Source organism: Bacillus proteolyticus, from assembly GCF_001884065.1.
Classification (GTDB): domain Bacteria; phylum Bacillota; class Bacilli; order Bacillales; family Bacillaceae_G; genus Bacillus_A; species Bacillus_A proteolyticus.
The window spans coordinates 1-18,265 of sequence record NZ_MACH01000114.1 but is presented as its reverse complement, the minus strand read 5'-3'; the positions used below and the strand labels follow the sequence as shown (position 1 = coordinate 18,265).

16 protein-coding genes and 7 pseudogenes are annotated in these 18,265 nt (G+C 32.4%); 2 read left to right on the top strand and 21 right to left on the bottom strand.

The features are described 5' to 3' along the window. Positions 1-634: 634 nt before the first annotated feature. The 17 genes and pseudogenes from BAQ49_RS19430 to BAQ49_RS33700 form a co-directional block, all read right to left on the bottom strand. Entirely contained in the window at positions 635-1,024 is a 390-nt protein-coding gene (locus tag BAQ49_RS19430; RefSeq protein WP_071746697.1) for a hypothetical protein, read from the bottom strand. A gap of 348 nt (positions 1,025-1,372) precedes the next feature. After that, positions 1,373-1,711, bottom strand: a complete 339-nt coding sequence (locus BAQ49_RS19425) for an S-layer homology domain-containing protein (protein WP_071746696.1) — start codon at positions 1,709-1,711, stop codon at positions 1,373-1,375. A gap of 75 nt (positions 1,712-1,786) precedes the next feature. Beyond that, positions 1,787-1,843, bottom strand: a pseudogene (locus BAQ49_RS34395) (hypothetical protein); the annotation flags it as partial. 94 nt (positions 1,844-1,937) lie between these two features. Then, positions 1,938-3,059, bottom strand: coding sequence for an IS200/IS605 family element RNA-guided endonuclease TnpB (tnpB, locus tag BAQ49_RS19415; RefSeq protein ID WP_071746695.1), 1,122 nt, complete (start codon positions 3,057-3,059; stop codon positions 1,938-1,940). Positions 3,060-3,201: 142 nt separating this feature from the next. Next, positions 3,202-4,728, bottom strand: a complete 1,527-nt coding sequence (locus BAQ49_RS19410) for a serine hydrolase domain-containing protein (protein WP_244159125.1) — start codon at positions 4,726-4,728, stop codon at positions 3,202-3,204. Positions 4,729-5,313: 585 nt separating this feature from the next. Beyond that, a pseudogene (locus BAQ49_RS32490) lies at positions 5,314-5,445 on the bottom strand (IS6 family transposase); the annotation flags it as partial. A 117-nt stretch (positions 5,446-5,562) separates the two neighbouring features. Next, a complete protein-coding gene (locus BAQ49_RS19405) occupies positions 5,563-6,528 on the bottom strand; it encodes an ABC transporter substrate-binding protein (RefSeq protein WP_071746694.1) in 966 nt (321 codons plus the stop codon). Positions 6,529-6,919: 391 nt separating this feature from the next. Next, positions 6,920-7,087: pseudogene (locus BAQ49_RS19400) on the bottom strand (DUF4176 domain-containing protein); the annotation flags it as partial. 8 nt (positions 7,088-7,095) lie between these two features. Next, entirely contained in the window at positions 7,096-7,446 is a 351-nt protein-coding gene (locus BAQ49_RS19395; protein ID WP_070139500.1) for a DUF4064 domain-containing protein, read from the bottom strand. A 78-nt stretch (positions 7,447-7,524) separates the two neighbouring features. Next, entirely contained in the window at positions 7,525-7,860 is a 336-nt protein-coding gene (locus tag BAQ49_RS19390) for a DUF4064 domain-containing protein (RefSeq protein WP_071746693.1), read from the bottom strand. A gap of 143 nt (positions 7,861-8,003) precedes the next feature. Then, positions 8,004-8,096 (bottom strand): annotated as a pseudogene (locus BAQ49_RS32485) (helix-turn-helix domain-containing protein); the annotation flags it as partial. 362 nt (positions 8,097-8,458) lie between these two features. Then, positions 8,459-9,160, bottom strand: a pseudogene (locus BAQ49_RS19385) (Rpn family recombination-promoting nuclease/putative transposase); the annotation flags it as partial. Between the two features lie 39 nt (positions 9,161-9,199). Next, positions 9,200-9,628, bottom strand: coding sequence for a DUF5412 domain-containing protein (locus tag BAQ49_RS19380; RefSeq protein WP_002205062.1), 429 nt, complete (start codon positions 9,626-9,628; stop codon positions 9,200-9,202). Between the two features lie 609 nt (positions 9,629-10,237). Continuing rightward, positions 10,238-10,540, bottom strand: a pseudogene (locus tag BAQ49_RS19375) (recombinase family protein); the annotation flags it as partial. A 206-nt stretch (positions 10,541-10,746) separates the two neighbouring features. Continuing rightward, the gene (locus BAQ49_RS19370) at positions 10,747-10,995 is read right to left on the bottom strand and encodes a hypothetical protein (RefSeq protein ID WP_002118722.1); all 249 of its coding nucleotides are present in this window, start codon (positions 10,993-10,995) and stop codon (positions 10,747-10,749) included. 425 nt (positions 10,996-11,420) lie between these two features. Next, a complete protein-coding gene (locus BAQ49_RS19365; protein WP_071746692.1) occupies positions 11,421-11,822 on the bottom strand; it encodes a (deoxy)nucleoside triphosphate pyrophosphohydrolase in 402 nt (133 codons plus the stop codon). 42 nt (positions 11,823-11,864) lie between these two features. Then, positions 11,865-12,869, bottom strand: a complete 1,005-nt coding sequence (locus BAQ49_RS33700; RefSeq protein ID WP_244159124.1) for an HNH endonuclease — start codon at positions 12,867-12,869, stop codon at positions 11,865-11,867. A gap of 239 nt (positions 12,870-13,108) precedes the next feature. Between BAQ49_RS33700 and BAQ49_RS19355 the strand changes: the two genes are divergently transcribed. Next, entirely contained in the window at positions 13,109-13,570 is a 462-nt protein-coding gene (locus BAQ49_RS19355; RefSeq protein ID WP_071746691.1) for a hypothetical protein, read from the top strand. A 601-nt stretch (positions 13,571-14,171) separates the two neighbouring features. Here BAQ49_RS19355 and BAQ49_RS19350 read toward each other — a convergent pair. Both BAQ49_RS19350 and BAQ49_RS19345 read right to left on the bottom strand, forming a co-directional pair. Continuing rightward, complete coding sequence (locus BAQ49_RS19350; RefSeq protein WP_071746690.1) at positions 14,172-14,654, bottom strand: DUF2247 family protein; 483 nt, start codon at positions 14,652-14,654, stop codon at positions 14,172-14,174. 155 nt (positions 14,655-14,809) lie between these two features. Beyond that, positions 14,810-15,027, bottom strand: a pseudogene (locus BAQ49_RS19345) (DUF1433 domain-containing protein); the annotation flags it as partial. A 320-nt stretch (positions 15,028-15,347) separates the two neighbouring features. Between BAQ49_RS19345 and BAQ49_RS19340 the strand changes: the two are divergent. Continuing rightward, positions 15,348-15,749: a PH domain-containing protein gene (locus tag BAQ49_RS19340; protein WP_071746689.1), complete on the top strand. Its 402-nt coding sequence runs from the start codon at positions 15,348-15,350 to the stop codon at positions 15,747-15,749. Positions 15,750-15,954: 205 nt separating this feature from the next. Here BAQ49_RS19340 and BAQ49_RS19335 read toward each other — a convergent pair whose 3' ends face one another. Together BAQ49_RS19335 and BAQ49_RS19325 are read right to left on the bottom strand one after the other, a co-directional pair. Continuing rightward, a complete protein-coding gene (locus BAQ49_RS19335; protein ID WP_071746688.1) occupies positions 15,955-16,860 on the bottom strand; it encodes an Rpn family recombination-promoting nuclease/putative transposase in 906 nt (301 codons plus the stop codon). A gap of 651 nt (positions 16,861-17,511) precedes the next feature. Then, on the bottom strand, positions 17,512-17,790 hold the full coding sequence (locus tag BAQ49_RS19325) for an AbrB/MazE/SpoVT family DNA-binding domain-containing protein (RefSeq protein WP_071746687.1): 279 nt from the start codon (positions 17,788-17,790) through the stop codon (positions 17,512-17,514). Between the last annotated feature and the right edge of the window lie 475 nt (positions 17,791-18,265).

The following is an 18,265-nucleotide window of genomic DNA, read 5'->3' as shown; positions in this document are numbered from 1 at the left end:
AAAGCATTTTCCAAGGGCTTTGGTCCAATGTTTGGACAATCCCAACCATGAATGACATGGCGCACACTTTCACCGCATATATCGTCCCATCTTATCCTGTTATACTAACGCCACTAGATTAAACCAATGTTGTTACTACAGATATTATAAGCCATATACATAACCCTATAGGAACTAGAACTACTACTAAGCAACCAAGGTTAGGAAGGTTACTTTGAATAAACTCTAACTTATCAAAGATCTTTTTTTATTTTCACACACAAGATTGTTACGAATTTAGGGCCTATTTTTTACAAATAAAAAAGATGACTCATTTCTGAGCCATCTTGAATAAATAATTCGCTATATTCTTAACTGTTTCCACAGAATGTTCGTTTACAACAATAACTTTAATTCCCCAAAATTCCTTCATTCCGATTTTCCGCTCAACCTTTTTAATACTCTTTTATTGAAAAGAAATTGAACGAAACAAATATCGTTCCTTGTCACTTCAGCAATAGATGATGCAGTTAACAAAAGCAAGGGTATCCTCTGTTTCCAAGTATTTTTGAAAACCTAAGGAAAATACGGCCCCTATTATTATATGAATTTAATCTCTTTTTTCTCCACTCTTTACTTTTATTACGTTAAGTTCTTAACAATTCGCAAATACATAGTATCCTTTTTCCCAGCGTTCTTTTAACCACCGCAATTTAAATTCCATGTTTGGTTCATAGGTAACAGCTACTTCCATCAGTTTATATTCCTCTAGAATTTCCAAACACCTATTTGGGCTCGGAAGCGTGCGTATAAACTTAATATCCTCATCCTCCAAAAAACCCCATACAATTCCCTTAAAATTAATTGGGAGTAGTTCCAATATCGTATCTCTACTTAATCCTGATGATTCTAAAAAATCTTGAAGATACGATAAGGATAAATATGTCCATGAAGTACTTTGATACTCCTCTCCCAAATTTAAATTCTTATCGCTATTAGTACCACTACATTCAGTATGTCTTATCGCTTCTATTCCCCATTTCATCTTTTCCCCTCCGAATTTACTGCTCATTAGATAATAGAAAAGTATTTACTTTAGTAATTTCTATTTCTATTTCATGATTAGAATAAGTAGCTTTATCTCTATTTCCAAGTAATGAATTTAGGGATAACCTGTACAAAACATGTCAAAACATTGTGCAACAATCGTATGTTCTTCAGTATGTACTTGGAGAACATGGAAAGACATTTTAATTTTAAAAGAAAGAAAAAGAGACACATTCCTTACAGGCTCTTTTTCTTTTATTATTACCTCTCTTATTTCTTCATGTAATTCTATTAAAAGTCGTTACCTCCAGTATTTTTATTAATTTATTATTGAAAAACAAATCAACTAGCTAACATAAAATAACAATGCAGCTGCCTCTTGACGTTTCATTATTTGTTTTGATAGATAATCCGCTGATCCATCTTCGTTATATATTACCTCTGGCCCAACTAAACGATGACCTACAATGTTCTTCACAGACTCTTTTGCCCAATCATCAGTTTCTCCTTTTAAAGTAGCGTCTACAGGTGGTGCACCTAACATTTTCAAATACTGCCAAGTAATCCATGCTGCTTCTTGTCTAGTAATAGCACGATCTGGATAAAATTGTTCCCCTTCTTTTTCGTATAAAATACCAATTTCATATAGCTTTTGAATATGAGATGCATAAGGATGATTTTTCACGTCAGAAAATACTGGGTCTTTTTTTGAAGGTGGTGTAAAGTAAGCAATTTGAGATAACCAATATGCAAATTCTGCACGTGTAAGAGAGGCTTCAGGAACAAAATTCCCCTCCTTATTTGCTTTTAATATCTCGTATTGGTGTAAAGGATCTTTGAACTACCCCCACTTTCACTTCGTTTAGAAGAGGGGGATTCCTAAGTAAAGAGTTCTATCGAACTCTAATTTATTAGGCTATCTCCACAGTCCTTGCGGTTAGAAGCCTTATCGCTTCATTCTTTAGATTGATACTTGCGTTAATATCCCTATCATGGTGTGTAAGGCAAGAAGGGCAGTCCCATTTACGTAGGTTTAGATTTTTAACGTCTTTGTTTTGATATCCACAACAAGAACATAATTGGCTTGAAGCAAATGTTTTCGATACGACAATGATTTGTTTGCCGTACCATTTTGCCTTATATTCCAACATAGTTCGAAACTGAGACCATGATACCTCACTAATTGCTTTTGCTAACTTATGATTCTTTAACATATTCGATACTTGCAAATCCTCTATACCGATAACATCGTGGTTTTTGATGATTTCAGTCGAGGTTTTGTCCAAGTAATCTTTTCTAGCATTCGTCATGTATTCATGAATTCTAGCTACTTTTACTCGTTGTTTATTCCAGCGAGAAGATCCTTTCATTCTTCTAGAAAGAACACGCTGTGCTTTTGCCAACTTCTCTTCTAATGATCGAAAAAACTTCGGATTTTCATAGGTTGTTCCATCTGACAAAATGGCGAAATCTTTTAGTCCCACATCCATTCCAATGTAAGAATTTGTTTTCGGAAGTTCTTGCACCTCTGTTTCAACTAACAATGACACAAAGTATCTGCCAGAAGGGTTCCGTCTAACTGTAGCATTTAAAATACGTCCTGTTACTTCACGACTTTTAGCAAATCGAATAAGACCTAGTTTTGGCAATTTTATTTTGTTCCCTACAACGGCAATGTTTTCATTTGTTTGTTTTGTGGTATAAGATTGTACGTTGTTCTTCTTAGATTTGAAACGCGGGGCACTGTTTTGTTTTTTGAAAAAGCGTGTATAAGCATCCGCAAGGTTGCGAACAGACGACTGAATCGCAATACTGTCCACTTCTTTTAGCCAAACAAACTCTTTCTTCATGGCAGGAAGTTTGGCAGAGCATGAGCCATATGTCAAACCTTTTCCCGTTTCTTTGTATGCATTATCCCATAGAGATAGGAAATGATTGAATACAAAACGAGAACAGCCAATCGTTTTATTGATTAGGGTTGCTTGTGCTTTATTTGGATAGATACGAAATTTATATGCTTTATTAATCATCATTCATTTCACCTCCATTTCGATATGTGTCTATTATACAACAAACATACATTCGATAGGTAGTGAAGTAACAGTTTATGTATGTCGAACAATTAAGATGGCTTCCTGCCATCCCTTGTCCGAAGCCAATTCATCTCCCACCTACTCACTTCGCGTTCCTTGAGGAAGGAGTCTTCTTGGCTAAAATGATAAATTTAGCATATGGATGATTTTCCTCTACATCATGGAATCTCTCAGGTTCACTTAATTTCACTGCTGAACTACCAGAGTTCCAGTGTATCATTTCTTTTACAGTACCATCTTTGTGTAGTTTAAACGCCATATAATTACCTTTATCATCCTCAAATAGTAATGGATCTATTTGTTTGAATTCCTGCTTACCATATACTTTATCACTTACATATAACTTTCCTTCACTTATATTTAAATGTGAAATAAGATTTTTCACCCGCAAATCACGGTACACGCCTTCAAATTTTTTAAGCTCTTCTTCGCTAGGTTTTAAATAATCTGGCTTTGTTTTGTCTGGAAAATAATGATTCATAAATTCATCAAATATTTCTATAGGAAGTGATGAACTATCTTTATTCGTAATAACAAAAACTCCAATTTTATGTTCAGGAATTAACCACATTAAAGATGAAAACCCTGGTATATTTCCGCCTTTGCCAAACACATATTGACCATTATGACTTTGTGGTGAAAAGAATTCAAATCCATATGTCATATTAGGATATTTGGGATGTAACGCAAATTTTGTTTTTTGCATATCTTGAACAGTTTCTTTTTGTAGTATTTGGTTATTTTTAAATTTACCATCATTCAATTGAGCAATCATAAAATTGGCTACGTCACTTCCTGTAGAAAACATGCTCCCTTGCGGCATTTCTGTCGGTCTTGTTTGATAAAATGGGATAGCATTGCCTTTTGCATCGTATCCTGTTGCAAGTTTATCTTTGATAAAATTTGTCATAACAAAACTACTATTATGCATTTCTAGAGGGTAAAAGATATTCTTAGCCATATATTTATAAAAAGGTGTGTTTGTCAAATTTTGAACAATATACCCCTGAAGCATAGAAGCAAAATTATCATATGTATACGTATCTCCTGGCCTTCTCACTACTGTGGGCATATTTTCTTCTACATAATCTTTAAGTTTTGTATAATCATTAACTTGATAATGAATATCCTCCGGTCTAGGATCCACGAAATCAAACCCTGTTGTATGGGTAAGTAGGTGCTCCATTGTAACAGGTTCACCCATGTTATTTTGGTACTTTAATCCTCCCATATAATTTACAATATCTCTATTTAAATCGATTTTTCCTTGTTCAACTAACTGCATTACAGCACTAGCAGTAAAAACCTTTGATACTGACGCTAATCGAAAAACTGTTTTTTTGGGATCGATGGGAATATTATCTTCTTTATTGGAAAAACCGTACCCTTTTTGAAATAGAATTTGATCATCTTTCACAACGACAATAGCTACACCTGGTGCATTTTCTGCTTTCATTTTCTCTGGAATTACTTTATTGGTAAAAGCTTCTACATCTTTAGCATTCAATCCTATAGATGAAGCCGTTTCAGCTTTTGAATAATTACTACCCAGGAAGACTAACAAGAAGCAAATACTTATAGCTACTAACCTTCGAAAATGATTCTTCATTCTATTACTCCTACTTTCCAAACTAATTTCCCCTTTATTACTAGATATATTGATTATTATTCTATAGGCTAAACGCAGATCCCAATAACCAAACCATATTCTACCATTATACGATATATTTTTCTAATTTCATTTCTATTCTGTCATTTATCCCCTTTTCCGCTTTAGAATAACATTTCATGCATGGTAGACCTTAGTTATAGAAGAATGCTGTTGCAAACAAAATGCGAATTGCACAAAAAAAGAAGCATAAACCTGCATTTTCTGCAAAGTTATGCTTCCTGTTATATATGCAATTGGTTCTATATGTAGGATTCTGGTGCAAAGATAATGAAATATTAAAAAGAGAACGACAGATTCCTAATTGAATCCATTCTTATGCTGATAAGCCAAAAGGATTATAAATGCTTTACATCATCATTGTAAAAACATAACAAAGGAAAAAAACTTAGTAAGATTCTTCTCCTTTTTATGTGTGTAGTTTATAAAATTACGAAATAAATGCTCATACAAAAGCACCTAAATACAACCATTTTTACTTTGTTACATAAAAATTACATACTATATTCTGCATAGAAGACGGCAAAAAATTGTTGATGAACAGAATCCACGTTCTTTTAAAAGTTTAGAGACATCACGATAACTTAAAGAAAAGCGACAGTAGTATAGGGCGGCTACCAAAATAATATCTTTCCTGAATTGTTTCCCTTTAAATATTTCATTTGTGATTCTCCTTATTCACTTTACCAAAAATTTAACTTAGAAAACTTTGCAACAGAACCCAAGAAAGCAATTAAAAACAGCTCCTGGAAGAGGAACTGTTTTAGAAAAATATTATTTTATAAATCGTTTTTCAATATCATCTAACATTAAGTTTGCAGCCATTACACCGCCAGCTGTATTCCAAATGATATCATCAACTTTGTATACTTTCCCGTTTTTAGAAGCATTTAAGTTCTTGAATAGGGGATCATTGATATATTCTTTCTCTAATTCAGATCCTTTTTTTTCATTACCTTTATCATATGTGAAGTAGAAGATGATATCACCATCCATTGCAGGAATACGCTCTTTAGATACATTACGTTCTGCAAAGTCATTTTTGTTTTGATCACCAGGACGTTTGAAACCAAGTTCTTTTAAAATAACACCAGAGAATGTATCTCCGTGATAAATACGAACATCACCAGGCATAAATCGAACCATAGAAATTTCTTGATTTACTTTATCTCCAAGTTTTCCTTTTAAATCTTTGATACGTTTGTCGTAATCAGCTAATACCTTTTGACCTTCTTTTTCTTTATTTACTGTTTTTGCATAAAGTTTAAAGTTATCTTTCCATTCACCACGCAGTGTTTCTGAGAAAACAGTAGGAGCAATGCCTGTTAATTGCTCGTATATTTTTTCGTGACGCAGTTTGTTACCGATAATTAAGTCAGGTTTTAAAGAAGCAATTGCTTCTACATTGGGTTGAAGCTCGGTACCGACAGTTTTTACATCTTTTAGTTTATCTTTCGTATGTGGATACCATGGGTTACCGGTAGGTGATTCAGCAGCACCGACTGGTGTTATACCAAGGTTAAGTAAAGCTTCTGTTCCTTCATTTGTTAAAATAACGATACGCTTTGGATTAGCAGGAACTTCAGTTTTACCCATTGCATGTTCTACCGTAATCATTTCTTTCTTCTCTTCTGTTTTAGATTCAGCTTTGTTATCAGATTTCCCACATGCCCCTAAAAGAAGTGAAAATGATAACACAAATACAAATAATACAAATGATTTTTGTTTGATGAAATTCATTATGTATCCCCCTTAATAATTGATAATAATTTTCATTATCGAAATTGATATTAAGACCTTACAACTATATTGTCAATAGTTCTCATTGACAATATAAATTAAGTTGGAATACACCGACAACGTATCATTATACATTGAAGAAGAAACGCTGGTTCTGGTACAAACCTCGAATAGTATCAAAATACACACAAAAATATGAGCTTAATTCCGAATATTAAATGGATATTTGTTAATAAAATACGCGTTTTCTCTCTAGATTTCGAATGATTTATTTTCATAATCATCAAATATTCAGTTTGGAATTGTTATAAAATTATTTTTGCACCAGAACCGATATTACTGAAGTAGCAAAAGGAGTTGGGTTTGATTTCCGAATCAGTCCCCATTTTCACTAAAGCTTAGATAATTTATCTCTTAATTCTAATTCATCCTCTGTTTCAAAACCCTTAAATAATAAATGAACAATATGGTTATGGTTAAAAAATACATTATATTCTTTTAATAAATTACCATGAGGATATGGACAAGAAACATAATCCCATAATTTATTATCAGCTTGTTATTGTTTTAATTAGATTCCTGTTTTAAAGGTCTAAATGCAAATGCACCTGAAATGATTTGTAAAACCACTGGAAGGAATAAAATAAATAAACCTAAAAACAATGAAATTATACTTAATACAATCATGCAAATACCATAAGTTTTATTATTTATTTTATTAACACAACAAGCTAGTACTAATAGGCCTATTTGAATAATTAAGGCGATGCTAGAAGTAATGATAATATATTCTTCAATGCCTCCAGAACTAGTATTAGAACTTGTGTAGGAAATACAACCAATTACAATAAATAAAGAAAGTAAGAGTCCTAAGATTCCTCCGATTAAGCCGATTACAAATTCTACAGTGCGTTTCAAATTACAATACCACCCTTCAAAAATATTATTTAAATTTCCCCTTATATATTTACCATGATTTTGGAATAGCTAAATATTTTAATTAGATTCTTGTTTTAAAGATCGAAACGCAAATCCACCAGAAATAATTTGAAGAATTACTGGAATAAATAAAAGGAATAATGACATAACCAATGTTACTAATGGGAGCAATATCATACAAAGTCCGTAAGCTATATTGTTAACCTTATTTACTGAACATGCCAAAACTAACAGCCCTATTTGAATAATTAATAAAATAGAGTAATAAGTCAAAACTTTATAATCAATATAGCCATCCATAGCAGTAATAGCTATCATCAATATAATAAGAGAAACTATTACTCCCAAAATACCACCAATTAAACCCAGTATAAATTCAGGCGTTCTTTTCATTTCTAATATCTCCCTAACTATTAATATATTATATATTTAATGTCCATTTATCTATATTATCAAATGTATTTTAGGAAAACTATACACAAATGTATTGGGTTTAATATTATATGTAGTTTTATTCCACAATAAAAGCAACAACTACGCTTCAATTTCATTCGTAAAATATCAGGAGTAATCCCCCATCGATCACTCGCTTCTCTCGGTGTCATAATCTCATATAACATAAATAGCAATTAAAACCGCTTTATTAAATCGTTGATGTCTCTAAACAGCTTGATAACCGAATTAAAGAAGTCGTAGCGACATTTTGACTCATCCTTACAAATAAAAAGTACGCCATCTTATCTCAATGGCGCACTTTTTTATACAAATCATTTAGAAGAATATATTTATTCCATGCCGTGTATGTAGAAATCCTAAGTGAATCAGGGTAAGGGTGGTGTTTCATTAAAGATTTTTTTTAGACTATAGAAAAAAGGGTTCTGGTGCAAAAACTTCAAAATAATTTACGAGTGTTTGTGCACCAGAACCCGTTTGCTCATGAATAGAATACAAATTTGTACTCTATTCATGAGTTCTGTATGTTCATATATATTTACTTTAATTTCAAAATACGTTCTATATCCTCCACACTTAATTTACTTGCTTTTGCAATAGTTTCAAGCGGTACACCAATTTCATGCATCCCTCGAATCATTTGCATCTTACCTTGCTCAATACCTTTTTCCATACCCTCTTGTTCTGCATGCGCTAGCTTAGCTTGTTCATCTAGAAGTAACTTCTCTCGAGCTTCATATGCTATTCGGAAAGAAGAATCATGGCTCATATTTTCCCATTTATTTATAGCCTTTTGTAAAATTGGATCTTGATTCATTGCAATCTCCTCCAATGTTTGAGTTAAATGTGCATCTTCATGCGCTGGTAATAATAACATCCAACGAACAAATGTATTTTCCCACAGGTTTACTTTTTCTTCACGCCATTGTTTTACAAATTTCGGTATCTCTACAAAATGGATTTCAATGTCGTCACTTAATAGTTGCTGCATTTTTGTTTTCCATAATTGTCCGATGGTATGAAATGCATCATCCTGAGAAAACAAAATAAAGTCTAATAAGTTAATGGTAATTGTTTTCCGAAGTGAACGATATGGCATCCCTTCTTGCATTTGAGATGTATAAAGTTTACTCCAATAATATAAAGATCGCTTCACCATATCATGTGTATTTCGAAGCTGAATTTCGATAGTTACTTGCGTCCCATTATCTAATGTTGCTAATAGATCTAAAATCGATAATTAAACAAGTAAGATTGACTAAATCTAATTTTCCCTGTTTTATTTAATAAATTGTTTAGGCATTTCTTTAATGTGATTGTCATCATCACGCCAATCATAGGTTTCTTTCTTTGAAATGTCTAAAGTTTGATCTCCAATTCTAACACTATCCTTATTTACCCATTCAATATATGGATCTGCATCTGGATAATTCCAATATATATTTTCCGCTGAATCCGTATTAAGATTAACTAATTCACCCCTAACAGCATCTGCACTTAATGATCCTGCATTATGAAAATATGTTTTTATGAGGTATTTTCCATCTGGGGATTTCACTGTTTGAATTAATTCGCCTTTTGGAACACCTTGCAAACTAAAAAATTTCCAATATCCGAACCCAATTATAATTACTAACATAGAAAATATAATTATTAATGCTTTTCCTTTCGTTTTTTTTATTTTACCCTTTGTATTTACATCATCCATTCTTTCAACTCCACCCTATAGAATATAAACTATATTGTACCATTTGATAAAAGGTGCAATAGATCAAAAAATACATATTCCACCTTTTAATTATTATAAAAAAGGGCATTGTTCACATAATTCCCGTTATCAGTAGTTAGTCTGCCAAATTATAAAGTAGAATAAGCTCCTTTATTTTCTTTAAGCATAGCATGTAAAAGAATATGATATATTTATAAAAAGTAGGTGAAAACATGAAATTAGATTCTCATCGTATTATAGATTTCCCTGGAATGGATATACCAGTTAGCTATAACCCTCATTTCTAATACTTTATATTTGAATGTAGATGGCAATAGATAAGATTAACCCTTGCATCAATTCGTTAGGGTCATCTTACCTATTGCTATCTAGTAGGTAGGAGATGAATTTCCATTTCTGCGCATAAATAGGAAAACGAGCACCCTATCGCTATGAATAGGAGTGCTCGTTTTTACTTTTATGGATAATTATCGAATCAATATAGTCTCTCCTAGTAAGTAAAAATTAAATCTACTTCTTAGAAATTTCGTAACTTTATCTTAAAAGAATCAGTTCCTACTTTTTTATACTTTTTTTGCACCAGAGCCCATACATCTGTAGAGCTACCCTTATTTTATCATTGTCTAGTTGAGGTCTACCTAGTTTAACTCCACGTTTCTTTGCGCTTGCTAGTCCTTCTTTTGTTCGCTCTGCTATTAAGTCCCTTTCGAGTTGGCTGATTACTGCCATCATAGAGAACATAGCTTTCCCAGTTGGCGTTGAAGTATCCATATTTTCCTTTAGTGATACGAAAGTAACACCCATATTATTTAACTCCTCGACAGTTGTAAGGATATCCAGAGTGTTTCTCCCTAGTCTGCTAATAGCTTCTACACTAACGGTATCACCTTCTCAGGTAGAGCTCAATAGTTATATTTTTATACCCTTTATAGTTCCTATGTTGATGTACTGAAAAGTGACCTCATCGAGGGGGGTTTTGCTATTTAGTATCACCTGACAGTTACTTTAATTGGTTAGAGATTGCAACTCCCTATAGCTACAACTAACAAGGCGACCGAGCCAGCAAACCACTTGTTCATTACTATCTCCATAGTTTCCTACCTCCCAATTGCTACTTTATAAGTTGTTCTCTTGTAGGTACCCGCATGAGACACCCTAAATCGTATATTCGTTCCAGTTAATTTATTTTCAACATATAGAGTTTTGTATTTCTTATTAAAGTTAGCTACAAAGTTCATTGCATCATCACCTATGAGAACGACTCTATCGTCACCGATATAAAACTCAATAGCTGCCTGATCTAGATCATCGTGCCAGTTAACCCACTTCGTAAACCACTTAAACATTTTATATTCCTCCTCTTAGTTTTCATAAATAGTTATTCTATTTATTCCCAAGTTTTCCCTATTAATACCACCTGATGGTGTCAACTATCGCTTCCACCTGGAGTGGCACAGGCACGACTGCTTCACCTGAGAACGTTAACTCAAAAGTTAAAACTGTGGAGGTCGTAGCAAAAAGTACTTGACCAATGAATATAACTCCTTTAATATTTTTCGTAAGAAACTCTAACTGAAGTGGTTCTCTATGAGGATAATAACTTGAGAGCCTTGATACATATAAGTTTTACTGACCCCAAATCTCTACAGTCCACTGGGAAGTTCCCTTGACAGGGTGGAGGTCATGAACCTGAGCCACCGGAGTCATACAACTACTTTCAAAACAGTTTATAACTTATAAAAATCTGTCTCATTATTTCTTATTTCAGACCTTAATTGTTAAACTTCAAACATAAAACTCCCACGGTTGGACGATCCGCCGGGGCCCACTTTAACTCCAATAAATTATTAACATGAACCCATATCAACTCGGCATGCTCAAGAGCTTTAGGTATACCGGACTCTATGTATGCCTTATAAGTAGCAAGATGAACCATAATATTCTCATACTCATGATCCACTTCTTCTATTTTTTCACCAACAGTAATTAAACATCCTAGTTCTTCTTTGATCTCACGTATCAATGCATCTTGCGGCATTTCCCCTTCATTAATTTTTCCACCTGGAAATTCCCAATAGTTCGGTAATGACATTGCAGGAGAACGTAATGCACATAGTATTTCATTCTTCTCATTAAAAATGACCGCTCCAACAACCGATACTTTTTTCTTCATGAATCGTCACTTCTTTCACATCTTATTTAGTACATATACTCTCTATATCTCGTCTTCTTGCTTATATTGCGCCAGCTTTTTCTCTAATTTTGCAACATCTTCATGTAGATTTACAACATGTAACTTTCGATGACAATTTGCACATACTCCAATAGTATTATAAATTGAATCTTCTCCACCCTCTGATAGCCATTTCACATGATGTGCTTCTAAGTATGGATTCCCTTTTTTATCTTGGAAAGGAGCATGCTGTTCACACAACTCACATATACCTTGTGCACGCCTTTTAGCTAGCTCAGCTACATACTCATTTCGTTGATATGTTGTAGTTTTTGTAAAGCGTTTATTATTACCATGAGATACTACCTTGGTAGCTCGATCCTTTAATTTGTTATAACTTAACTCTCTTGCTTTTTTCTTTTCCCCCTCTTGACGATTTTCAATAACACTCTCAGAAATAACTACATGCTTATTAGACAACTGGATTGGAAAAACCCATACATTTCTATCCATTCCTTGTGTATCCTCTTGGATCTCTTGAAAAGGTTGATTTACAAGCTCTACTCGCCCCATAAAAATGTGCTTTCCTGATTCAAATGCTTCAAATAAGTAAACATCTACTCCATTTTCTCTAGATTCATATAGAGTCTTATTTTGATTCCCTTCTAAAACTTGATCTCCTTCTTGGCCCATCCCTGTGTAATATAATATATCCTTATCCCAGCGGTCATCGTAAATACCTTTTGTATGATCAGAGAACAAAACTAATGTATTTGTTTTTTTAGATCGTCTCATCCCTCCCATATTCCCACATTTATATACCCTAGAAATTTCTTTATTATCATATTCCTGACCGATTACCATTGAATGAATTTCTTCTCTCATTATTTGAAGCCATTCTTTTACTAGCTCTATATCATACTCTTTCGCACGAGTTCCTATTCTTTTAAACGGCAATCCCTCTTTTTCCATAGCAAGTAATGAATCTTTTGCTATATTAAAGTAGTCCATTAATTCTATTTGGTTTACTATTTTTTTCTGTTCCAATTACTCTCAACCTACTTTACCATTTTTTTCATCTATTAATAATTAGATTATTGTTATCATTTATGAAAGTAAACTTTTACTTTTAAATTTACATTCATAAAAATAATTAATCTTATTCAAAACTATAAATACTAAAAGGCAAACAAAGAAAATCTATTTGTAATAAAAAACCTAGCAAAACCGTATTATATACATTAATATATCCTTATATTGACAATATATATAATGAGGGGCTTTTAATGAATAAGAAAAAAATAGGTTTATTAATTTTAGTAATTATTATTCTTTGGTTTGTATTTCCTCTTTCACCTTATTTAGCAGATTTAAATTATACAGAACAAAAGTTATATGATAAATTACAAAAATCCCAAGATATTTATACACTAAAAGAGCAAAAACCTAAAACAATAGTAAGATTATATTTACATTCAATACAAGAAAAAAATTATGAAATAACTTATCTTTTCTATAAAAATGATGAAAAAATGACCGAGGAAAAAAAACAATTTTTAAAAGAAGCATCTGAATTTCATAAAACAATTCTATCATCTTTTAGATTTGCAAGATCATCTGTAATAATAAACGAAGATTACAAGGATTCCGCAGTTATTAATATGCCCCCATGGATAGGTACCAACATTCAATTCCATATGTATAAAAAAAATGGAACATGGTTTATATACGACGTTCCTTTTCAATAATTAAATAATATACCTTATTGATTTATCAAAAAGAATGCCGGAATTCCAGGATTCTTTTTATATTTTTGAAAGTAAACTTTTAAATATTAGTTTACTTTCATTCCCCCTACATCATTAACTTCATACCAAATTACCTGATATCCTCTATTGATATAACAAAAGTATACATTCAAAATGTTATAAAAGAAGCCTATTTCTTGGCATCCAGAAATAAGCAAAGAGAGGTAAAACATGAGCTAAGCGAAAATATAAACATAACTCGGGTTATTTCTCTCTTAAAATAGTGACCATATTATTCATTATCCCTCAGATTTGATAGTCTTTAAAATACTTCCCCCACTTTGCATTCATTATGAATTCTTTTAAATTTGGAAGCTACTTCTTCCAAATTACTAACCTATTTATGTAATTAAAACATACTGATCAATTAAAAAAGCACCCGGTGCCTTTCATAGACAATCAAGTGCTTTAAATTTATATATTTTCTAAGTTTATTAAGTTTGCAAGTTTTTTAGGTTGTTTTTATATTTACAGTATGACATCCATAGTGGTCCTTGTAAGTAAAATGTTATCTCACCTATTCCCACCCTTATTACATACATTAGTATTTAAATCTCACTCTCTCTAATTTTAAAAATTTTTCAAACCTATTTATCATATCTTCTTTCGTAGTTGGGACTTCTTGAGGCATATAATTAACAAAACTCACCATATCTTCTGGGTAGTGATGATCTCCATAAAACTCTGCAATTTCATTTAATAATTCATTATCTTCTTTACATCTTTCTTTTATTTCAGATAAACAAACAAATCTTAGTTTTCCATTCTCCTCTACTAACATTGTACTTTCTTCATCTAATTCAGGAAAATAATTAGTTTTTATTTCTAACATCACCTTATCTAAATCTTCACTAGATACTCCCCATGCAAGTTCACTAACAAACCCACTTTCATCACCCATATCCATCAATTCTACCGCATAATCAGAAATGACGTCTTTACTAAAATAATTTTCTTGGACGCCTACAAAAATAGTCTTCCAGTCATACTTAATATGTTTATTTTTTAAATCTTTTAAGTTCATATTATTTACCTCTTACTTTTTTGGAACTTGATTTGGCTTACCCGTCATAACACCATTTTCAATGAATCTTCTGTGGCTCACATCACCATTGGACTCAACAATCCATTCAAAAACACCTTTATTACCATTGTTACTTCCTATTATTTGATATAATTCCCTTTTAACCCAGGAATCCCCATTGGGCTTACCTTATGTTCTGTAAATGTTATAGACTTCACATCTTTTACATTGTAATGAATATACTTTTCTACTCGTGCTTCTTGTTCCTTCCAAAACTGTTCCTCTTGTTCTTTTTTTCTACATATTTCATTCCAATATATCCCCCTGCTATAATACAAATAATGGCTAATGTAATTACCAATTTCTTTTTAATTTGGAATCTACTTGAATTTAAATATAATCAAAATATATCACGAAACGAGTTGGAATATATGAGTGAATTTCAAAAAGAACCGATTGCTACAGAAGAAGATTTTTTAAAATTATCAGACCAAATTTAGGTGTGGATTTGAAATACAGTTTAATCGTTTTGAAAGAAGATTAACTGTTTATAAAAAAGGTAAATTAAAATATTGGTTTATTGTGGAAGAACGAGTTTACAGATGATATGTTTATAATTGTGACAGAAAAGATGTGTTCCTATGAAAGACTTCTAATGTAACTGTTAGGCTCAAATAAGACAGGGGGATTAAGATGTTAACAAACAAGTACTTAGACGATTTATTCGAAGAATTAAAAATAGAAGGTGAAACTTACTTTTATTATTTCTACTCCTATATAACACCATCAGCATCAGAGTATTTCACATACGGTCTTGGAGCATTGGCAGACCTTGAGCATTTAATCATATGTTTTACCGATAAAAGACTTATGGTATTAGAAATATCAATGAGTGGTAAATTCACTGGTAATATAAAGTGTATAGACATGAAGGATATAGAAAGTGTGAAAGTTAAGAAAGGTTTGTTTAGGACTAAGATAACTGTCACTTCAACAGGTAACAGGGGAGATATTGTAATTAAAGCAAATAGTTTTACAATAGGCTTATCGAATCAGAAGAAAAACCTAATAAAATTAGAAAAGAAGTATAGTTAAAGATAAGAGACAAATAGGTTTTTATTTGAAGAAGGCTTACGCCTACTGATATTCATCTCCCACCTAAAATTGGTGTTTCACACCTTTATATTTTTGAGGAAGAAGTCTCCTGTCAGAAATCGAAAAAGAAGATTGAGACACCTCATCTTCTTTTCAGGCAGAGTTAGAGAAAGCATTCTATTGGATAAAGTGCTTTCTCTAAGAACTAGCTCTGCAAAAATCGTTGTATTTCTATTTCTGGTAATCCTGTAAGCTTTGCAATATCTTCTACAGACACACCATTTTTATGCATGCCTCGAATGAGTTGCATCTTTCCTTGCTCAACACCTTGTTCAATTCCCTTTTTAATTCCCTTTTTAATTCCTTGTTGTTCTGCATGAGCAAATTTTGCTGCCTCATCCATTAAGGCCTTTTCTCTTGCTTCATATGCTTGACGGAAAGAAGAATCTTGACTCATACGTTCCCATTTATTCATTGCTTTTTGTAAAATCGGATCTCGGTTCATGGCAATATCCTCCAATGTTTGTGTGAGATGTTCATCTTCATTCGCAGGTAATAATAATAACCAACGAACAAATGAATCTTCCCACGGATTGACTTTCTCTTCGCGCCATTGCTGCATTAACTTTGGAATCTCTACTATATGAACTTCTATATCATCACTTAATAGCTTTTGTTGTTCCTGATTCCAAAGGATGCCTGTTGTATGAAATGCTTCATATTCAGGAAACATCACAAAGTTTAACAGGTTAATTGTAATCGTTTTATGAAGTGAACTATATGGCATGCCCTTTTGCAATTGAGAAGTGTACAACCTTCCCCAATAATACAAACTGCGTTTAATCATATCATGATTGTTATTCAGCTGTATTTCTACATTTACCTTTGTTCCTATATCTAATGTAGCCGAAATATCTAAAATCGATAATTTATCTTCTTCATGTTCTCGATGTAAATGTGGATCTTCTAACTGTAGGGAAACAATAGGTGCTTCTAAAGATTTTTTTAACATTGCATTTAAAAAAGCGATTAAAATGTCCTCATTCCCATTTGTTCCAAATAACTGTTTAAATGCAAAATCAATACGTAAATTTACTAATGGATTAGACATCGTTTCCCTCTTTCTGTTCCAGATAATATCTATATCTTTATTGTACATAAAATCAAGGTATAGATGCAAATAAGCTCTTCTAGTGAACTACCCGTTCCGGTGCAAAAAAATGATAAATAAAAAGAATCAAGAAGTCCTAACGGAATCACCTGCTAAGCAGTTAATCCAAACAGAATGATGGTTTTTACACTACAGAAGTATTTGCGTGGTTTGAGGATTACGGATATGAGTATTGGGCTCCTATTAAGCAGGGGTTATCGTTAATTGATACAGAAAAACATGCCATATCCATAGCAATGGAACACTTAAAAGTGTATTCAGGTGAGAGTGATTAGTGGGGGCCGCCGAGATTTATTTCATTTATCAAGGTTCACTTTAGTAAATAAAAAGGCCAGCTAGCCCTTATAATGGACTAACTAGCCTTTTTATTATTTTTTCCTTTTCACATATGTTTCTCATGCAATTTCCGTTCAGAGAATTCAATAAATTCTTCTAGCTTTTGTTTTTCTAAAACCGATACGAAAATATACACTAACTAAATTTCAACAAAAAGGAATAGAATTGATTCTATTTTTAGTAAATATTTTCACAAATATTACGATACATGAAATTACTATATTAATCCTAAAAAAGCCCCTTGAAAGGAGCCTCTTATTTTACAAGGTATTGTTCTATTTCTTTTATTAATAATTCTGCACCTTCTGGACTTAATGCTATCTTACCATTTGCTAATGATATGTTCCGATTTGATATTTCTCCTGTTAATGCACAAACACCACCAGGCTGATACTTCTGTAAAACAATGTCTTCACCTTCTACAAAGATCTCTAATGGTGATTTTTCTTTAATACCTAGCGTATTTCTAAGTTCCTTTGGAATTACCACACGCCCTAAATCATCTACTTTTCTAGTCACTCCGGTTGCTTTCATCTAGCATCTTTCCCCATTTCATTATCAATTGTACCCAAGTTATTCTCCACTATTATAACAAGCTTTCCCCATGCATGAAAATTTAGTTACATTTACAAAAGCATAAGTGGAACAAACAGGAAATTATTAGCATGAAAATAAGCTGAGAATCAAAATGAAGCAATTCGTCAGCTCGTAGAGAAAGGGTTAAGTCGTAAATAATGACTACCCTTTCTATTTTTCCTATAAACCCTAAAAACACATGTAAAGCCTGTATATACCTTCATATGCGTTTTTATAACGAATTAGACCAATTGCATTAACTTCTTCATCAGAACGCAAAATAAACAAATTTGAAAAGTCGTTTTTACATCAAACCTCATTTTTTTAATACATTCTTTCAAAAAAGGAAAAAGAGCTGGATTTTCATCACAGCTCACGTATTGATTGGCTCTGTATGTGTACATGTAGGATATTGAGAACAGCCATTGAACTC